The sequence below is a fragment of the Mycobacterium sp. smrl_JER01 genome (assembly GCF_048513595.2).
Classification (GTDB): Bacteria; Actinomycetota; Actinomycetes; order Mycobacteriales; family Mycobacteriaceae; genus Mycobacterium.
In genome coordinates this window covers 294,392-311,561 of record NZ_JBLXXK020000001.1, presented here as the reverse complement: position 1 = coordinate 311,561, position 17,170 = coordinate 294,392, and the positions used below count along the sequence as shown (strand labels likewise).

General features: G+C 69.0%; 14 protein-coding genes. 8 read left to right on the top strand and 6 right to left on the bottom strand.

Annotation, left to right across the window (positions count from 1 at the left end):
• Positions 1-20: 20 nt before the first annotated feature.
• Together ACNUDN_RS01520 and ACNUDN_RS01515 are read left to right on the top strand one after the other, a co-directional pair.
• Positions 21-527, top strand: a complete 507-nt coding sequence (locus ACNUDN_RS01520; protein ID WP_419120297.1) for a TspO/MBR family protein — start codon at positions 21-23, stop codon at positions 525-527.
• 17 nt (positions 528-544) lie between these two features.
• Complete coding sequence (locus ACNUDN_RS01515; protein WP_419120296.1) at positions 545-1,336, top strand: SDR family oxidoreductase; 792 nt, start codon at positions 545-547, stop codon at positions 1,334-1,336.
• Here ACNUDN_RS01515 and ACNUDN_RS01510 read toward each other — a convergent pair.
• Positions 1,333-2,421, bottom strand: coding sequence for an NAD(P)H-dependent amine dehydrogenase family protein (locus tag ACNUDN_RS01510; RefSeq protein WP_419120295.1), 1,089 nt, complete (start codon positions 2,419-2,421; stop codon positions 1,333-1,335). The genes ACNUDN_RS01515 and ACNUDN_RS01510 overlap by 4 nt on opposite strands.
• A gap of 238 nt (positions 2,422-2,659) precedes the next feature.
• Here ACNUDN_RS01510 and ACNUDN_RS01505 point away from each other — a divergent pair, with 238 nt between their 5' ends.
• Entirely contained in the window at positions 2,660-4,495 is a 1,836-nt protein-coding gene (locus ACNUDN_RS01505) for an acyl-CoA dehydrogenase (RefSeq protein WP_419120294.1), read from the top strand.
• Positions 4,496-4,781: 286 nt separating this feature from the next.
• On the opposite strand, the gene ACNUDN_RS01500 is transcribed toward ACNUDN_RS01505, so the two are convergent.
• From ACNUDN_RS01500 to ACNUDN_RS01490, 3 genes are all read right to left on the bottom strand, one after another.
• On the bottom strand, positions 4,782-5,054 hold the full coding sequence (locus tag ACNUDN_RS01500; protein WP_419120293.1) for a hypothetical protein: 273 nt from the start codon (positions 5,052-5,054) through the stop codon (positions 4,782-4,784).
• Between the two features lie 324 nt (positions 5,055-5,378).
• Complete coding sequence (locus ACNUDN_RS01495; RefSeq protein ID WP_419120292.1) at positions 5,379-6,308, bottom strand: TIGR03564 family F420-dependent LLM class oxidoreductase; 930 nt, start codon at positions 6,306-6,308, stop codon at positions 5,379-5,381.
• 129 nt (positions 6,309-6,437) lie between these two features.
• Complete coding sequence (locus ACNUDN_RS01490; RefSeq protein WP_419120291.1) at positions 6,438-7,751, bottom strand: acetyl-CoA C-acetyltransferase; 1,314 nt, start codon at positions 7,749-7,751, stop codon at positions 6,438-6,440.
• A gap of 160 nt (positions 7,752-7,911) precedes the next feature.
• Between ACNUDN_RS01490 and ACNUDN_RS01485 the strand changes: the two genes are divergently transcribed.
• A complete protein-coding gene (locus ACNUDN_RS01485) occupies positions 7,912-9,264 on the top strand; it encodes a 3-oxoacyl-ACP reductase (protein WP_419120290.1) in 1,353 nt (450 codons plus the stop codon).
• Between the two features lie 2 nt (positions 9,265-9,266).
• On the top strand, positions 9,267-10,118 hold the full coding sequence (locus tag ACNUDN_RS01480) for a MaoC/PaaZ C-terminal domain-containing protein (RefSeq protein WP_419120289.1): 852 nt from the start codon (positions 9,267-9,269) through the stop codon (positions 10,116-10,118).
• On the opposite strand, the gene ACNUDN_RS01475 is transcribed toward ACNUDN_RS01480, so the two are convergent.
• Together ACNUDN_RS01475 and ACNUDN_RS01470 are read right to left on the bottom strand one after the other, a co-directional pair.
• Positions 10,105-10,746, bottom strand: a complete 642-nt coding sequence (locus ACNUDN_RS01475; protein WP_419120288.1) for a TetR/AcrR family transcriptional regulator — start codon at positions 10,744-10,746, stop codon at positions 10,105-10,107. The genes ACNUDN_RS01480 and ACNUDN_RS01475 overlap by 14 nt on opposite strands.
• Before the next feature lie 64 nt (positions 10,747-10,810).
• Complete coding sequence (locus ACNUDN_RS01470) at positions 10,811-12,004, bottom strand: glycoside hydrolase family 3 N-terminal domain-containing protein (protein ID WP_419120287.1); 1,194 nt, start codon at positions 12,002-12,004, stop codon at positions 10,811-10,813.
• A 127-nt stretch (positions 12,005-12,131) separates the two neighbouring features.
• Here ACNUDN_RS01470 and ACNUDN_RS01465 point away from each other — a divergent pair, with 127 nt between their 5' ends.
• From ACNUDN_RS01465 to ACNUDN_RS01455, 3 genes are all read left to right on the top strand, one after another.
• Positions 12,132-12,620: a universal stress protein gene (locus ACNUDN_RS01465; RefSeq protein ID WP_419120286.1), complete on the top strand. Its 489-nt coding sequence runs from the start codon at positions 12,132-12,134 to the stop codon at positions 12,618-12,620.
• Positions 12,621-12,730: 110 nt separating this feature from the next.
• Entirely contained in the window at positions 12,731-12,904 is a 174-nt protein-coding gene (locus ACNUDN_RS01460) for a DUF2613 domain-containing protein (protein ID WP_003889056.1), read from the top strand.
• Between the two features lie 40 nt (positions 12,905-12,944).
• The gene (locus tag ACNUDN_RS01455; RefSeq protein WP_419124971.1) at positions 12,945-17,156 is read left to right on the top strand and encodes an alpha-(1->3)-arabinofuranosyltransferase; all 4,212 of its coding nucleotides are present in this window, start codon (positions 12,945-12,947) and stop codon (positions 17,154-17,156) included.
• Positions 17,157-17,170: the final 14 nt, after the last annotated feature.

The window sequence follows — 17,170 nt, the reverse complement described above, 5'->3', positions numbered from 1 at the left end:
GCTGCGGTAGCGTGCCGACCATGGAGGCCGAGTCCACACGTACGCGGTCCACCCGCACCCGCCCCACGTCGATGGTGGCCTTGGCCGTCTCGGTGCTCGCGGTCGTCGCGGTTTCGGCGATCGGTGGGTTGGCGAGCAGCAACTCCGCCGAGGAGTACGGCCGATTGCAGCAACCCGCATTCGCGCCGCCGTCGTGGGTGTTCGGCCCGGCGTGGACCCTGCTCTACGGGCTGATGGCGATCGCGGCATGGTTGGTGTGGCGCACCGGACCGTCTCCCGAGACGCGGCGCGCCCTGACGTTGTACGCCATCCAGCTGGTGCTCAACGCCGCGTGGACCCCGTTGTTCTTCGGTTTGGGTTGGCGCGGAATCGCGTTCTTCGAACTCTGCGCGCTGCTGCTGGTGCTCCTCCTCACCGTGGTCATGTTCTGGCGGCGCAGCGCGGTCGCGGGGGCGCTGTTGCTGCCCTACCTGGCCTGGTCGGTCTTCGCGTTGTGTCTCAACTTCGCGGTGTGGCAGCTGAACTGAACTCCTCGAGGAGCACGATGACGAAGTCGGTGTTCATCACCGGAGCAGCGACCGGAATCGGGCGTGCCACAGCGCTGCTGTTCGCGCAGCGCGGCTACCTCGTCGGCGGTTACGACATCGACGAGGCGGGTCTGGAGGTGCTGGCCGCCGACGTCACGGCGGTCGGCGGCACACCGGTGGTCGGCCGGCTCGACGTCACCGATCCCGACCAGGTCGCCCAACGGCTCGCCGAGTTCGTGGACGCGGCCGGCGGCCGGCTCGACGTGCTGATCAACAACGCCGGGTTGCTCAACGCCGGCCGCTTCGAGGAGATCCCGCTGGAGGTCCACCACCGGGAGATCGAGGTCAACGTCAAGGGGGTGGTGAACGGGCTGCACGCCGCGTTCCCCTACCTGGCCGGCACCCCGGATGCCGTGGTGGTCAACCTCGCCTCGGCGTCGGCGATCTACGGTCAGGCCGAACTGGCCAACTACAGCGCCACCAAGTTCTTCGTCAGGGCGATCACCGAGGCGCTCAACCTCGAGTGGGGTCGCCACGGCGTCCGCGTCGTCGACATGTGGCCGCTCTATGTGAACACCGCGATGACCAAGGGGGTCAAGACCGGCACCACCGAGTCGCTCGGAATCCGGCTGACGGCGCAGGATATCGCCGAGGACATCGTCGCCGCGGTCGATCCCACGCTGCCACGAAAGGTGCTGCGCCAGGTGCACTTCCCGGTCGGCATCCAGGCCAAGGCGCTGGCCGCCGGAGCGCGTTTCTCCCCGGCCTGGCTGACCCGGCTGGTCAACAAGCGGCTCGCTCGAAGCTAGGCCCAGCGGCCGGCTTCCGCTTGCGGTGCCAGCGCCGAGCGCAGCGGCACCTGCAGTCCGTCGTAGATGCCGGGCTTCTGTTCCACCAGCCAGTTCAGCGCCCCGAGCAGTCGGTTGGCCGCGGTGGTGTTGCCGCCGTCGGCGCGGGTGCCCCCGGAGACATCGGCGCGGGTGGTGATGGTGAGCTGCGGGTCGCCGTCGACGATGACCCGGTGATCACCCACTCCCTGGTCCGGCTGCGGCCAGTCCGGGGCGCAGGACGGGTGAATCCGGGTGATGTGCTCGATGACGACGCGGCGCCGCCCACCCGACCAGCCGACCACCTTGAGGAAGAACGCGCCCTGGGTGCCCTTCTCGAACGGGCCCATCACCGTGTCCACGGTCTCCTCGAGTGGAAGGCGTTCGACCCCCTCGGTGATCTCGTCGATCTCGATGCCCAGCCCCCGGCCGATCAATCGGACGTTGCCGCCCCACACCATCGTCGGGATGGACGGCAGCAGCATCATCGGTGTCTCGTCCATCGACCCTCCGAAACCGCAGGACACCTTCACCGCGAACGGCTGGTTGTAGGTCGAGTAGTCGAAGATCTCCTGGCAGGTGATGGTGCGGATCCGGGTGCACAGGCTGGCCGCGGTCACCGCCAGCGCGTCGTTTCCCCAGCCCGGATCCACTCCGCTGACCAGCAGTGTGACGCCGCCCTCCTCGGCGGCAGCAGTCAACCGCTCCAGCCATTCGGTCGGCGCCGATGCCGGATCGTAGAGCGAGTACAGCGACGGCGTCACCACATGCTTGCCCGCGCGCAGGCATCGTTCGATATCGGTGATCGCCTCCTCGGGCCGGATGTCACCGGAGGCCATGTAGGCAACCGCGTCACAGCCGGACAGCACGGCGTCGACGTCGGTGCCCGCGGTGATGCCGGTCGGCGCGTCGAGCCCGGCAAACGATGCCGCATCCCTGCCGGCCTTGTCCGCCGACGATGTGATCACCCCGGCCAGCGCCAGGCCCGGGAAGGCCGTCACCGAGCGGATCGCCGTCGCTCCCATGTTGCCCGTACCCCACACCGCGACCGCGGTCGATGCCTGCATGACACCACCCTATAGGCCAAACGTGACTATCATCACATGACCTCAAAATCCCAGTTCAGGCGGCATTCATCGGCGAAAAACGAGGCCCGGCCAACCGCCCGGTCGGCAGGCGGGCAGAAATTGCTCACACTCGTCTTGCGTTGACGTTACCGGACGGTATAGTCAGCATCAGTTACTGGTGGGTAACTTAGCCGACAAGTACCCAACCGAAGGTGGCGTTCTCGATGAGGAGGAACCCGTGAGCCATTACAAGAGCAATGTCCGTGACCAGGTATTCAACCTGTTCGAGGTCCTCGGCGTCGACAAGGCGCTCGGCCAGGGCAGCTACACCGATCTGGACCCCGACACCGCCGCGGAGATGCTGGCCGAGATGGCTCGCCTTGCCGAGGGACCGGTTGCCGCCTCCTTCGAGGACGGTGACCGCAACCCGCCCGTCTTCGACCCCAAGACCCACACGCTGACGTTGCCGGAGTCGTTCAAGAAGTCGGTGCGCGCCGTGATCGACGGCGGCTGGGACAAGATCAGTGTCAGCGAGGAGCTCGGCGGCATGCCGATGCCGCGCGCACTGTCGTGGGCCCTGCAGGAGCACATCCTGGGCGCCAACCCCGCCGTGTACATGTACGCGATGGGGGCCGGCTTCGCCGACATCTTCTATCACCTCGGCACCGAGGAGCAGAAGAAGTGGGCCATGCTGGCCGCCGAACGCGGCTGGGGTTCGACGATGGTTCTCACCGAGCCCGACGCCGGTTCCGACGTCGGCGCCGGACGTACCAAGGCAGTCCAGCAGCCCGACGGCACCTGGCACATCGACGGCGTGAAGCGCTTCATCACCTCGGCCGACTCTGACGATCTGTTCGAGAACATCATGCACCTGGTGCTGGCCCGCCCCGAGGGCGCCGGTCCGGGCACCAAGGGTCTGTCGCTGTTCTTCGTGCCGAAGTTCCTCTTCGATCCCGAAACCGGCGAACCGGGCGAGCGCAACGGCGTCTTCGTCACCAACGTCGAGCACAAGATGGGACTCAAGGTCTCCGCGACCTGCGAGCTGTCGCTGGGACAGCACGGCACGCCGGCGGTCGGTTGGCTCGTCGGCGAGGTGCACGAGGGCATCGCGCAGATGTTCGACGTCATCGAGCAGGCTCGAATGATGGTGGGCACCAAGGCCATCGCGACGCTGTCGACCGGCTATCTGAATGCGCTGGAATACGCCAAGGAGCGAGTCCAGGGCGCCGACCTGACCCAGATGACCGACAAGACCGCACCGCGCGTGACTATCACCCATCACCCGGACGTGCGCCGCTCGCTGATGACCCAGAAGGCCTACGCCGAAGGTCTGCGCGCGCTGTACCTGTTCACCGCGACCCACCAGGACGCGGAAGTGGCCACGACGCTGTATGGCATCGAGCCGGAGCTGGCGGTCAAGGTGAACGATCTGCTGCTGCCGATCGTCAAGGGTGTGGGCTCCGAGCAGGCCTACGCCAAGCTCACCGAGAGCCTGCAGACCTTCGGCGGCTCGGGATTCCTGCAGGACTACCCGATCGAGCAGTACATCCGCGACGCCAAGATCGACTCGCTCTACGAGGGCACCACGGCCATCCAGGCGCAGGACTTCTTCTTCCGCAAGATCGTCCGCGACAAGGGTGTGGCCCTGTCGCATGTGGCCGGCCAGATCGAGCAGTTCGTCAAGGCCGAGGCCGGCAACGGTCGGCTCAAAGCAGAGCGGGCTCTGCTGGCCACCGCGCTGGAGGACGTGCAGGGCATGGCCGCGTCGCTGACCGGCTACCTGATGGCCTCGCAGGAGGACCCCAAGAGCATCTACAAGGTGGGCCTGGGGTCGGTGCGCTTCCTGATGAGCGTCGGCGACCTGGTCATCGGCTGGCTGCTCCAGCAGCAGGCTGCGGTGGCGATCGAGAAGCTCGACGCCGGTGCGTCCGGTGACGACCGGGCCTTCTACGAGGGCAAGGTCGCGGTGGCGTCGTTCTTCGCGAAGAACTTCCTGCCGCTGCTCACCAGCACCCGGTCCATCATCGACAACCTCGACAACGAGGTCATGGAGCTGGACGAGGCAGCCTTCTAGAAGAACCGCCTCTTCCGTACAGCCAGGACGCCCCCGGACTCTTCCCGGGGGCGTCTTGCGTTGCGGTGCAGCACTTCCACCGTGCGCCGGGGGCGATCGGCCGCCGCCGGGCTTCTGCGCCGTCCACGTCCCGTCCACGTCCCGTTCACGGCCCTCTCCCGCCGGCCGGCACGGAGGACGGGCCCATCGATCGCACCGATCCACGTTGTGCAGGGGAAGTGCGAGTAGACCTCTGCACTACGTGGATCGGTCAGGCGGGTCGGGGTGCCACGGCGCCGGGGCGGGGCTACTTCGCGGCCCGGCTCTTGGCGACCGCGACGAGTCCCGCGGCGAGGAAGCCGACAGCGATACCGCCGAGCAGGTAGCGCGACCAACCGAGCCGGTCGACGGCAAGTGCGGCGAAAAATGCGGCGCCGGCGGTCATCGCCAGCCCCGAGTACAGCCGCGTCGTACGGCTTCGCTTCGCCGGGTTCGCCTCCCGCGGCGCCACCACCGCGTACCCGAGCAATCCCAGGAAGGCCACGAAGGCGAGCAGCTGCAGGACGCTGAGGACCGTCATCGCTGCTCTGTACCGGACACGTCGACAACGTGCCCGTGGGCACCGCGCACTGCGACAACGCATCCGTGGGCAGTGCGCCCGGCTTTACTGTGCACTCGCGTCACAAGCCCCGACTTCGCACCGTGTCCGCGACATGAGGGCGGGTTCGGGAGGACACCTGGGTGCGTCTCTTTATCTCTCGCGCGTCCGACTTTCATCCCTTGTCGGCTCTTCGGATCAGTCACTCCCGAACCCGTCGTGCCCGAAAGTCTACGCCTACTGTGATCCACGCAACAGGGGTGAGCGACGGAAAATTCGGCGACGGGAGTGCCCGTCCCCGAGCGGTCACACCGAACCGTCGACGTCTCGGAGCAGGGCGCGCGTGCGTGCTCTGCCCTCCTCGGAGCTGTCGAACGTCGCGCCGACGTACTCGTCGACCCCGGCGTCCCGCAGTTCGGCCAGCCGGTCACGCACTGTCGTCTCGTCGCCGATGATCGCGGCGTCCTCGGGACCGGCGTAGCCCTCGCGGTCCAGCATCGCGCGGTAGGACGGCAGGGTGCCGTACATCGCGAACTGCTCAGCGGCCCGCTCTCGTGCCGCGGCGACGTCGTCGGTGACCGCGATCGGTAGGGCTGCCACCACGCGCACCGCGTCCTGGGGTCTGCCCGCGTCCGCCGCGGCCTGCCGCAAGGCCGGGCTGACGTGTTCGCGCAGCGTCTTCGGTCCGGTCATCCACGTGCAGGTGCCCGAGGTGCGCCGGCCGGCCAGTCGCAGCAGCTGCGGACCGAGTGCGGCGATGTAGACATCCGGACGCGCCGCGCCGGGGATCGCCAGGGCACCGCGGGTGGTGACGGTCTCACCCGTCGCGTCGGCGGGGTCGCCCGCCAGCAGCGGCAACAGCCCGTCCAGGTATTCGTTGAGGCGACGGACCGGCTTGTCCCAGGGGATACCCCACATGCCCTCGGTGACGGCGGCGTGGCTCATGCCGAGCCCGAGGATGAAACGCCCGCCCGAGGCCACGCTGACGGTCAATGCGCGTTGGGCCAGCTGCATGGGGTGCTGGTTCTGGATCGGCACCACGCCGCTGGCGACCTCGATGGTGTCCACCTCGTGCAGAGCCACCGCCAGCACGGTGAGCAGATCCGCCTCATTGGGCAGCTGACTCATCCAGACCCGGGCGAAGCCCTCGTCGCGCAACTGGGAAAGATAGGCGATGGTGGCGTCGATCGGATTGCCGCCGAGCCCGCTGATCTGTCCGAACATGCTGATCTGCATGTCCTCAAAGTTAGTGCCCCGTGTTGCCGTCGGGTCGGGGGGTCAGACGGCAACACGGAGCTATCCCATGTATCGACGCACTGGCGATGGGCGTTACAGCGATCCGGAAAGTTTTTTCCCGCGCCCGGCTCAGGCCTCCAGGATGGCCGTCACACCCTGCCCACCTGCGGCGCACACCGAGATGAGGCCGCGCACGGGGCGCCCGGTCGGCCCGGAATTCTCGGCCTTCTTCTCGGCGAGCTGCTTGGCCAGCTGGGCGACGATGCGCCCGCCGGTCGCGGCGAACGGGTGCCCGGCGGCCAGCGACGAGCCGTTGACGTTGAGCTTGGACCGGTCGATCGCGCCGAGGGCCCCGGCGAGTCCCAGCCGCTCCTTGCAGTACTCGTCGGACTCCCAGGCCGCCAGCGTCGCCAGCACCACCGACGCGAACGCTTCGTGGATCTCGTAGTAATCGAAATCCTGCAACGTCAGGTTGTTGCGGGCCAGCAGCCTCGGCACGGCATAGGTCGGTGCCATCAACAGGCCGTCGCGGCCGTTGACGTAGTCCACCGCCGCGGTCTCCCCGTCGACGAAATAAGCCAGCACCGGGATCGAACGCTCGGCGGCCCACTCCTCCGACGCCAGCAGCGCCACCGAGGCGCCGTCGGTCAGCGGGGTGGAGTTGCCCGCCGTCATGGTGGCGTCGCCGTTGCGGACCCCGAAGACCGGCTTGAGCTTCGCCAGCTTTTCCGGCGACGAGTCCGGCCGCAGATTGTTGTCCCGGTAGATCCCGAGGAACGGGGTGACCAGGTCGTCGAAGAAGCCGCGGTCGTAGGCGGCGGCCATGTTGCGGTGACTCGCGGCGGCCAGCTCGTCCTGGTCGACGCGTTTGATCTTCATCTCCTTGGCGGTCACCGCGGCGTGCTCGCCCATCGACATCCCGGTACGTGGCTCGCTGTTCACCGGAATCTCGATGCCCAGAGCGGCCGGGAGCCTGCCGACCAGCTTGAGCCGCTCAACGTTGGACTTTGCCCGCCGCAAACCGAGCAGCACGCCGCGCAGATCGTCACCGAAGGCGATGGGTGCGTCCGAGGCGGTGTCCACGCCGCCGGCCGCGGCGACCTGGTAGCGACCCATCGCGATACCGTCGGCGGCGGCGATCGCCGACTGCAGCCCGGTCCCGCAGGCCTGCTGCAGGTCGAACGCCGGGGTGTAGGACGACAGCGAGCTGCCGAGCACGCATTCGCGCATCAGGTTGAAGTCGCGGCTGTGCTTGAGCACCGCCCCGCCGATGACCGCGTCCAATCGCTCGCCGTGCAGGTTGAAGCGGTCCACCAGACCGTCGAGCACCGCAGTGAACATGTCCTGGTTGGATGCCTTGGCGTAGGCGCCGTCCGAACGCGCGAACGGAATCCGGTTACCGCCGAGAACCGCTACCCGGCGCGTTGTCTTGCTGTCAGCCACGTCTGCCTCCCGGCTTGCTCATGGGGTGTCGAGGGTCATACTACCCACGGTTCTTACTCTGGAGTAAGTTCGTGAGGGATGTAACGGTGATGGGTAACCCCATCAGCGTCGAAGTAGAACTACCCGGATCTCGTACCCAGGTCACCAGAAAGGCAGCACTGTGGCTTCCGATCTTCTCTCCCAAGTCGTCAACTCCGGACCTGGCTCGTTCCTCGCCAAACAGCTCGGGGTCCCGCAGCCCGAACAGCTCCGCCGCTACCGGCCGGGTGACCCGCCGCTGTCGGGTTCCCTGCTGATCGGTGGGTCCGGCCGGGTGGTGGAGCCGCTGCGTGATGCGCTGGCCGACGATTACGACGTGGTCGCCAACAATCTGGGCGGGCGTTGGGCCGATTCGTTCGGGGGGCTGGTCTACGACGCGACCGGCATCACCGAACCCGAGGGTCTCAAGGGCCTCTACGAGTTCTTCACCCCGCTGTTGCGCAACCTCGGACGGTCCGGTCGCGTCGTGGTGATCGGCACCACCCCCGAGGAGACCTCCACCGTGCACGAGCGCACCGTGCAGCGCGCCCTGGAGGGTTTCACCCGGTCGCTGGGCAAGGAATTGCGCAACGGGTCCACCGCCGCGTTGGTCTACCTGTCGGCCGACGCCAAACCCGCCGCGACCGGCCTGGAATCGACGCTGCGCTTCATCCTGTCCGGGAAGTCGGCCTATGTCGACGGCCAGGTTTTCCATGTGGGCGCCGCCGACGCGACCCCGCCCGCCGATTGGGACAAGCCGCTCGACGGCAAGGTCGCCGTGGTGACCGGCGCCGCCCGCGGTATCGGTGCGACGATCGCCGAGGTGTTCGCCCGTGACGGCGCCAAGGTCATCGCCGTGGACATGGAGAATGCCGCCGAAGCCCTCGCCGAGCTGGCGACGAAGATCGGCGGCACCGCGCTGGCCCTGGACGTCACCGCGGCCGACGCCGTCGACCGCATCGCCGAGCACGTCCGCGAACATTACGAGGGCAGACTCGACATCCTGGTCAACAACGCAGGCATCACCCGCGACAAGCTGCTGGCCAACATGGACGAGTCTCGCTGGGATTCGGTGATCGCGGTGAATCTGCTTGCGCCGCTTCGTCTGGCCGAGGGTTTGGTGGGCGACGGCCTGATCGGGGACGGCGGCCGGATCATCGGACTGTCGTCGATGGCAGGTATCGCCGGCAACCGCGGACAAACCAACTACGCCGCGACCAAGGCCGGCATGATCGGGCTCACCGACGCGTTGGCGGCGCAGTTCGCCGGGAAGAACATCACGGTCAACGCCATCGCCCCCGGCTTCATCGAGACCAAGATGACCGACGCCATTCCGCTGGCCACCCGTGAGATCGGCCGACGGCTCAATTCGCTGTTCCAGGGCGGCCAACCGGTCGACGTCGCCGAGGCGATCGCGTACTTCGCCAGCCCGGGCTCCAATGCCGTCACCGGCAACACCATCCGGGTGTGCGGCCAGGCCATGTTGGGGGCCTAGGCATGAGTGATCAGCAGCCCTCAGGGCTGAAGAATCTCGTGCTGGCGGCGGTCGGCGCGCTGCCGATCGTGCGGCGCGGTGACACGTTGCCCGCCCGCACCCTGACCGTCGACGATCTGAGCATCGATGCGGTCGACGTCGCCGAATACGCCAACGTCACCGGTCTGCGTTTCGGCAACGAGGTGCCGCTGACCTATCCGTTCGCGCTGACGTTCCCGACCGTGATGTCGCTGATCACCGGGTTCGACTTTCCTTTCGCCGCAATGGGTTCGGTGCACCTGGAGAACCACATCACCCAGTACCGCCCGATCGCGGTGACCGACACGGTCTCGGTGCGCGTGCACGCGGAGAACATGCGCGAACACCGCCGGGGACTGCTGGTCGACATCCTCACCGATGTCAGCGTCGGCAACGAACTGGCCTGGCACCAGGTGACGACGTTCCTGCATCAGCAGCGCACCAGTCTGTCCGGTGAGCCGAAGGCGCCGCCGCAGAAGCCGCCGAAACTGCCACCGCCGAACGCGGTGCTGCACATCACCCCCGGGCGGATCCGGCACTACGCGTCGGCCGGCGGGGACCACAACCCGATCCACACCAACGCCCTCGCGGCCAAGCTGTTCGGATTTCCGACGGTCATCGCGCACGGCATGTTCAGTGCCGCGGCGGTGCTGGCCAACGTCGAAGGCCAGCTCCCCGACGCGGTCACGTACTCGGTGCGGTTCGCCAAGCCGGTGGTGTTGCCCGCGCGGGCCGGGCTGTACGTGAACCGCACCTCCGAGGGCTGGGATCTGACGCTGCGCCATCTGACGAAGGGCTACCCGCACCTGTCGGCGACGGTCGCTAGCTTGAGATGACGGCCGTGGCGTCGGTGGCTTCGGCGTCCAGCGAAGCGGACGGCGCCCCCTTGAGACCCAGCCAGAAGAGATTGATCATCAGCTCGGCCGCCTCGTCGACGTCGGCGTCGCCGGTGCTCACCCGCGAGGCGATCGCCTCCCCCGCACCGACGAGTGCCACGGCCATCATGTCGAAATCGGTGTCCGGCTCGGGGTGCCGCGTGCCCGAGCGCAGCAGCCGGCCGACGAGTTCGATGATGCGCTCGCGGCCCTCACGCACGGTGTGGGCGAACGCCTGCGAGCTGGTGGCCTGGGTGTAGAGCACCATCCACGACGCGCGGTGGGCGTCGATGTACTTGAGAAACGCCAGCACCGCGGTGCGCAGCAACTCCTTGGGCGCCGCGGTGAAGTCGATGTTGCTGTTCACCTCGTCGACGAACCGGCCCAGCTCACGGTTCAGACAGGCGCCGAACAGCTCCTCCTTGGAGCCGTAGTACAGGTAGAGCATCGGTTTGCTGATCTGTGCCTCGGCGGCGATCGCGTCCATCGAGGTCTCGTGGTAGCCGTTCACGGAGAAGATCTCCACCGCGGCATCGAGCATCTGCTGCTCGCGGACGGCACGCGGCAACCGCTTGGTCCCACCTGCCATACGCGTGCCTTCCTGACCGATAAGCGACGAAAGTTTTATCACAGGGTAAGCACTGACCGACGGGTCAGCCGCCGCAGCGCGGAGAGGGCCCCTTCATCGCGATGATGCGCATCACGGCCTCGTCGATGCGGGGCATGGTCAGTTCCCCGGCGGCGACGGCCTGTTCGAGCCGGTCCAGCACTGCGGGCACCTCCGCGGTGGTCAGCCACAACGCGACGTCGGCGCCGGCCTGCAGACTGCGCAGGACGGCGTCGGCAACGCCCAAACGGTCGGTGATCGCCTGCATCCCGGACAGGTCGTCGGTGAACACCGGACCGGTGAACGGCGGGCCGCCGTAGTTGCCGGACCGCAGCAGCGCGTAGGCAGGCGGGCTGAGGCTGGCCGGCTCACTGCCGGTGAGACCGGGGACCTCCAGATGGCCGACCATGACGCCGACCGGCGCCTGGGCGGTCAGGGTCCGGTACGGGACCAAGTCGTCGGCTTGCAGTTCGGCCAGCGGCGGCGTCACGACACTGCCGGTGTGCGAGTCCCCGTCACCGCTGCCGTGGCCGGGGAAATGCTTGAGCACCGGCAGCAGACCGGCGTCGCGCAGGCCGCGAGCGTATGCACCGGCGAAATCGGTGACCACCGCCGGATCGGCGCCGAACGACCGGTCCCCGATCACGGTCCCGTCGGGGGCGTCGGTGACGTCGACGACCGGAGCGAAATCGATCGTGATGCCGAGGCTGCGCATCTTGCGGCCCCGGTCGAGCGCGACCTGGTACACCTGCTCGGGGGTGCTGGAGGCTGCCAGCCGGCGCGGCGACGGCTGGGCACCGATCAGGCCGGACAGCCGCGACACCCGGCCGCCTTCCTCGTCGACACTGACCGCCAGCGGCAACGGCGTGGCGTCGGCGGCGATACCGGCCAGCGAGTTGTCCGACAGCATCGACAGGTCGCTCCAGCTGCCGACCATGACGCCGCCCACCCGGTGGTTGTCGACGACCGAGCGCGCGTCCGCGGCACCGGTCACGCCGACCATCAGCTGCTGAGCCAGCTTGTCGCGGGTGGACATCGCCGCGACGATGGCCGCCGGGTCGCCGCACGCCGGCACGGCCGGCGCCGGCGCTGCTGGGGCGGGGGCTGGGCCGACCGCCATCCACGGCGTCGCCCGGGGGGCGGGCGGCTCGGAATCGGCGGGTGTGGTGCAGCCCGCAAGCAGCGCCGACGCCGCCAGTACACCGACGAGAGCTTTCGGGACGTTCCGTCGCGCAGCCATACGTCCTGACCCTAACGGCAGCGGCGCCCGCGATCACGTCCCGGGTGGGCACGCCACCCGAAGGTGCCCGCCGCGCACCTTCGACCCAATATTCTGTCGGTACGAGGAGCGAAGAACAGGAGCGTCGATGCCCGGCCCCGCAGCACGGGACAGGAAGACAGTGATGGTCATCGCCTTCGACGGGTCGCCGACCGCGCGTCGCGCCGTACAGTACGCCGGCCAGTTCCTCACCGCCGACCGCGCCGTGGTGCTGACCGTGTGGTCGCCGATGGACCGGGGTGACAACCCGGGAGGCTACGACTACGACCTTGACGGACCGCCGGATCCGAGCGATGACGACGAGATCGACATCGCGCTCGCCGAAGCTCAGCGGATCAACGACGAGGGTCTGGAACTCGCGGTGGCCGCCGGACTTCCCGCCGAACCGATGCGCCGGGCGGTCACCTTCACGGTGTGGCAGACCATCATCGAGGCCGCCGACGACCTCGACGCCGACCTGATCGTCACCGGAACCCGGGCCACCACCGGGTTGCGGTCTCTTCTGCAGTCCAGCGTGGCCGACCATGTGCTGCGTCGGGGGCACCGCCCGGTGCTGATCGTGCCACCCGAGCCGTGATTGCGCCGCTCGCGGACGCCCACCCCGATTGCGCCGCTCGCGGACGCCCACCCCGATTGCGCCGCTCGCGGACGCCCAGGCGCGACGGACCACCGTGCTAGGTTGGCCGCATGGACCGGTTCCTCGTGCCCGCTGCAGCCAGCATCGTCGTCGGCCTGCTGCTCGGTGCGGCGGCCGTCTTCGGGGTGACGCTGATGGTGCAGCAGGACACCAGGCCTCCGCTGCAGGCGGGCGATCCGGCGTCATCGGTGCTCAACAGGGTCGAGTACGGCGACCGAACCTAGAGTCCCGGTCGCTACGCTCCTGCCCCCCGAACCCCAACTGATCGAGCCGCTGTCGCGGCGCTGGCTGTGGCCGGCCGCGGCGGCCGCGCTGGTCCTGACCTTCGCCCAGTCACCAGGCCAGATCTCCCCCGACACCAAGCTCGATCTCACCGCCAACCCGCTGCGCTTCCTGACGCGCGCGTTCAGCCTGTGGAACAGCGAGCTGCCGTTCGGGCAGGCGCAGAACCAGGCGTACGGGTATCTGTTCCCGCACGGCACCTTCTTCCTGGCCGGCGACCTGCTCGGGGTGCCGGGATGGGTGACCCAGCGGCTGTGGTGGGCGCTGCTGCTGGTCGCCGGGTTCTGGGGCGTGCTGCGCGTTGCCGAAGCGCTGGGTATCGGTACCACGACGGCGCGGGCGATCGGTGCGCTGGCGTTCGCGCTGTCGCCGCGGGTACTGACGACGATGGGCGCGATCTCCTCGGAGACCTTGCCGATGATGCTCGCGCCGTGGGTGCTGCTGCCGGTGATCCTCGCCCTGCGCGACCCCACCGTCGGGGACCGGGGCGATCCCCGGGTCCGGATACTCGCCGCGCGCTCGGCGCTGGCAGTCGCGTTGATGGGGGCCGTCAACGCCGTCGCGACGCTGACGGCATGTCTGTGCGCGGTGGTCTGGCTGCTGTGCCACCGGCCCAACCGCACCTGGCGCCGCTTTGTGGCGTGGTGGCTGCCGTGTGTGGCGCTTGCGGTGACCTGGTGGGTCGTCGCCCTGCTGCATCTGGGCCGGATCAGCCCACCCTTCCTCGACTTCATCGAGTCCTCCGGTGTCACGACCCAGTGGATGTCGCTGACCGAGATGCTGCGCGGCACCGGGGCCTGGACGCCGTACGTTGCACCGAGTGCCACCGCCGGCGCACCGCTGGTGACCGGTTCGGTGGCGGTGCTGGCCACCGCTCTGGTGGCGGCGGGCGGTCTGGCCGGTCTTGCGCTGGTGTCCATGCCGGCCCGGGGCCGGCTGGTCACGATGCTGGTGATCGGGGTGGTGCTGCTCGGTGCCGGCTATTCCGGCGGGCTGGGGTCTCCGATCGCACACCAGGTGCAGGCGTTCCTGGACGCCGACGGCACCCCGCTGCGCAATCTGCACAAGTTGGAACCGCTGCTGCGGTTGCCGATCGCCCTGGGGCTGGCGCACCTGCTCGGGCGGGTGCCGCTACCGGGCAGCGCACCACGGCGGGTGTGGCGTGACGCGTTCGCCCACCCCGAGAACGACAAACGGGTGGCGGTCGGCATCGTGTTGCTGGCCGCGCTGACCGCGGCCACCTCGCTGGCCTGGACCGGACGTCTCACCCCGCCCGGCGCATTCGACGGCATCCCCTCCTACTGGCACGAGGCGGCGGCCTGGCTGGACGAGAACAACGTCGAAGGCAGGGTGCTCGTCGCCCCCGGGGCGCCGTTCGCCACCCAGCTCTGGGGCAACAGCCACGACGAACCCCTGCAGGTGCTGGGCGAAAGCGCTTGGGGAGTAAGGGATTCCATTCCGCTCACCCCACCCGAGACGATCCGCGCGCTGGACTCGGTTCAGCGCCTGTTCGCCGCGGGGCGGCCATCGGCGGGTCTGGCCGACACCCTGGCCCGCCAGGGCATCTCCTACGTGGTGGTACGCAACGACCTGGATCCGGAGACCTCGCGGTCGGCCCGACCGATTATGGTGCACCGCGCGATCGACGGGTCGCCGGGGCTGACCAAGGTCGCCGAGTTCGGCGATCCGGTCGGCCCGGGCACCCTGGCCGGGTTCGTCAGCGACAGCGGGCTGCGTCCCCGCTACCCAGCGGTGGAGATCTACCGGGTCGACCCCGCGGGTTCGATGAAACCCTATCTGGCCGAGGCTGATTCGATGGCCCGGGTGGACGGCGGCCCCGAGGTGCTGCTGCGGCTCGACGAGCGACGGCGGCTGGCCGGGCAGCCACCCCTGGGGCCGATGCTGCTGACCCAGGATGCCGTCCGGTCCGGGTTGGCGGTCCCCCTGGTGACGGTCACCGACACGCCCACGGCGCGCGAAACCGACTACGGCCGTGTCGACGACCACTCGTCGGCCATCCGCGGTCCCGACGATCCGCGCAACACCTTCAACAGAGTGCCCGATTATCCCGCCACCGGCGCCGACCTGGTGTACGGGCAGTGGGACGGGGGCCGGGTGTCGGTGTCCAGCGCCGCCTCGGATGCCACCGCGCTGCCGAACGTGTCACCGTCCTCCGGGCCGCCCGCCGCCATCGACAGCGATTCGTCGACGAGCTGGGTGTCCAACGCGTTGCAGACCGCGCTGGGGCAATGGCTGCAGGTGGATTTCGATCGTCCCGTCACCAACGCCACGCTGACCATCACCCCGAGCGCCACCGCGGTGGGTGCGCAGGTTCGGCGGATCGAGGTGTCGACGGTCAACGGCACCAGCACCGTCCGGTTCGAGAACGCAGGTGAACCGCTGACCGTGGCGTTGCCCTACGGCGAGTCGCCGTGGGTACGGATCACCGCCACCGGAACCGACGACGGTTCACCCGGCGTGCAGTTCGGTATCACCGATCTCAGCGTCACCCAGTACGACGCCAACGGCTTCGCCCACCCGGTGAACCTGCGGCACACCGTCGACGTTCCCGGACCACCACCGGATTCCGCTGTCGCCCAATGGGATCTGGGATCGGAATTGCTGGGACGAGCCGGCTGCGCAGAGAGTCCGACCGGTACCCGGTGCTCCGCGGCGATGGCGCTGGCGGCCGAGGAGCCGGTGAACCTCAGCCGCACCCTGACCGTGCCCGAACCGACCCCGGTGATCCCGACGGTGTGGGTGCGGGCCCGCCAGGGCCCCAACCTGGCCGACCTCATCGCGCAGCCGGAAACCAGCCGAGCCTTCGGCGACGCGGACCCGATCGACGTCCTGGGTTCGGCGTATGCGGCCACCGACGGGGATCCCGGCACCTCCTGGACCGCCCCGCAGCGCACTGTGCAGCCCCGCACACCGCCGGAGTTGCAGCTCAAACTTCCACAACCGCGCGAGGTTTCGGCTATCCGGGTCACCCCGAGCCGATCCCCGCTGCCCGCGCATCCGACGCTGATCGCCGTCGATCTCGGCGACGGGCCGCAGGTGCGGCGCATGACCGCCGGAACCGAGACGTTCCGGCTGCACCCACGGGTCACCGATACCGTCACCATCGCGCTGCTCGACTGGGACGACGTGATCGACCGCACCGCACTGGGTTTCGATCAGCTCAAGCCACCTGGCCTGGCCGAGGTGGTCATGCTCGACGAGCGCGGGGTGCCGATCGGTGCGGCCGACGCGACGGCCAACCGCACCCGCGCGGTGACCCTGCCGTGTGGGCGCGGCCCGGTCATCGGCGTGGCGGGTGAGTTCATCCAGACTTCGGTGTCCACCACGGTCGGCGCGCTGCTCGACGGGAGCCCGATCCCGGCCCGGGCGTGCCGTGGCGAACCCATCCCATTGCCGGCCGGGCAGCAGGAACTGGTGGTCAGCCCCGGCTCGACGTTGATCGTCGACGGTGTCCAGCTGTCGACTCCGCGGGCCGGTGAGGTGCGCCCGGCGACAACCTCGGCGGTCACCGTCGATCGGTGGACCAGTGTCGCGCGGCAGGTCACGGTGGACGCGTCGGACACCTCGCGGGTGCTGGTGGTACCGGAGAGCGCCAACCCGGGGTGGGTGGCACGCACCGAGGGCGGCCAGACGCTGACCTCCGTCACCGTCAACGGGTGGCAGCAGGGCTGGGTGCTGCCAGCCGGCACCGCGGGCACCCTCACGCTGGACTTCGCATCCGACGCCACCTACCGCGCCGGGCTGATCGGCGGGCTGGCGCTGCTGCCGCTACTGCTGGCGCTCGCCTTCGTCCCTGCACGTCGTCCCGGCCGTCCCGGGCCGGCCGCCCAGCCGTGGCGCCCGCGTCCGCTCGGGGTCGGCGCCGCCGCGATCGCCGCTGCCGCGGTGATCGCGGGAGCAGGCGGGGTTCTGGTGGCGGCCGCCGCGGTCGGTGGGCGCTATCTGCTGCGTCGACGGCAGCACCTGTGCGACGCGGTCACGGTGGGCACCGCGGCATTCGGTCTCATCCTGGCCGGCGCCGTCCTGAGCCAGAACCCGTGGCGCTCGGTGGACGGATACGCCGGGCACTCGCCGGGGGTGCAGTTGCTCGCGCTGCTGTCGGTCGTCGCGGTGGCAACCTCGCTGGTGACGTTCCCGGAACCGGGGGACGGTCGCCCAGGCCGCGCGACCTGATCGACGACCGGTCC

Excerpts from the sequence above, each read along its gene's own strand:
- ACNUDN_RS01460 (WP_003889056.1), top strand. The coding sequence starts at position 12,731 with ATGGACCGGTTCCTCGTGCCCGCTGCAGCCAGCATCGTCGTCGGCCTG.
- ACNUDN_RS01510 (WP_419120295.1), bottom strand. The coding sequence starts at position 2,421 with ATGCAGGCATCGACCGCGGTCGCGGTGTGGGGTACGGGCAACATGGGA.
- ACNUDN_RS01515 (WP_419120296.1), top strand. The coding sequence starts at position 545 with ATGACGAAGTCGGTGTTCATCACCGGAGCAGCGACCGGAATCGGGCGT.
- ACNUDN_RS01465 (WP_419120286.1), top strand. The coding sequence starts at position 12,132 with ATGCCCGGCCCCGCAGCACGGGACAGGAAGACAGTGATGGTCATCGCC.
- ACNUDN_RS01520 (WP_419120297.1), top strand. The coding sequence starts at position 21 with ATGGAGGCCGAGTCCACACGTACGCGGTCCACCCGCACCCGCCCCACG.
- ACNUDN_RS01470 (WP_419120287.1), bottom strand. The coding sequence starts at position 12,004 with ATGGCTGCGCGACGGAACGTCCCGAAAGCTCTCGTCGGTGTACTGGCG.
- ACNUDN_RS01475 (WP_419120288.1), bottom strand. The coding sequence starts at position 10,746 with ATGGCAGGTGGGACCAAGCGGTTGCCGCGTGCCGTCCGCGAGCAGCAG.
- ACNUDN_RS01495 (WP_419120292.1), bottom strand. The coding sequence starts at position 6,308 with ATGCAGATCAGCATGTTCGGACAGATCAGCGGGCTCGGCGGCAATCCG.
- ACNUDN_RS01500 (WP_419120293.1), bottom strand. The coding sequence starts at position 5,054 with ATGACGGTCCTCAGCGTCCTGCAGCTGCTCGCCTTCGTGGCCTTCCTG.
- ACNUDN_RS01480 (WP_419120289.1), top strand. The coding sequence starts at position 9,267 with ATGAGTGATCAGCAGCCCTCAGGGCTGAAGAATCTCGTGCTGGCGGCG.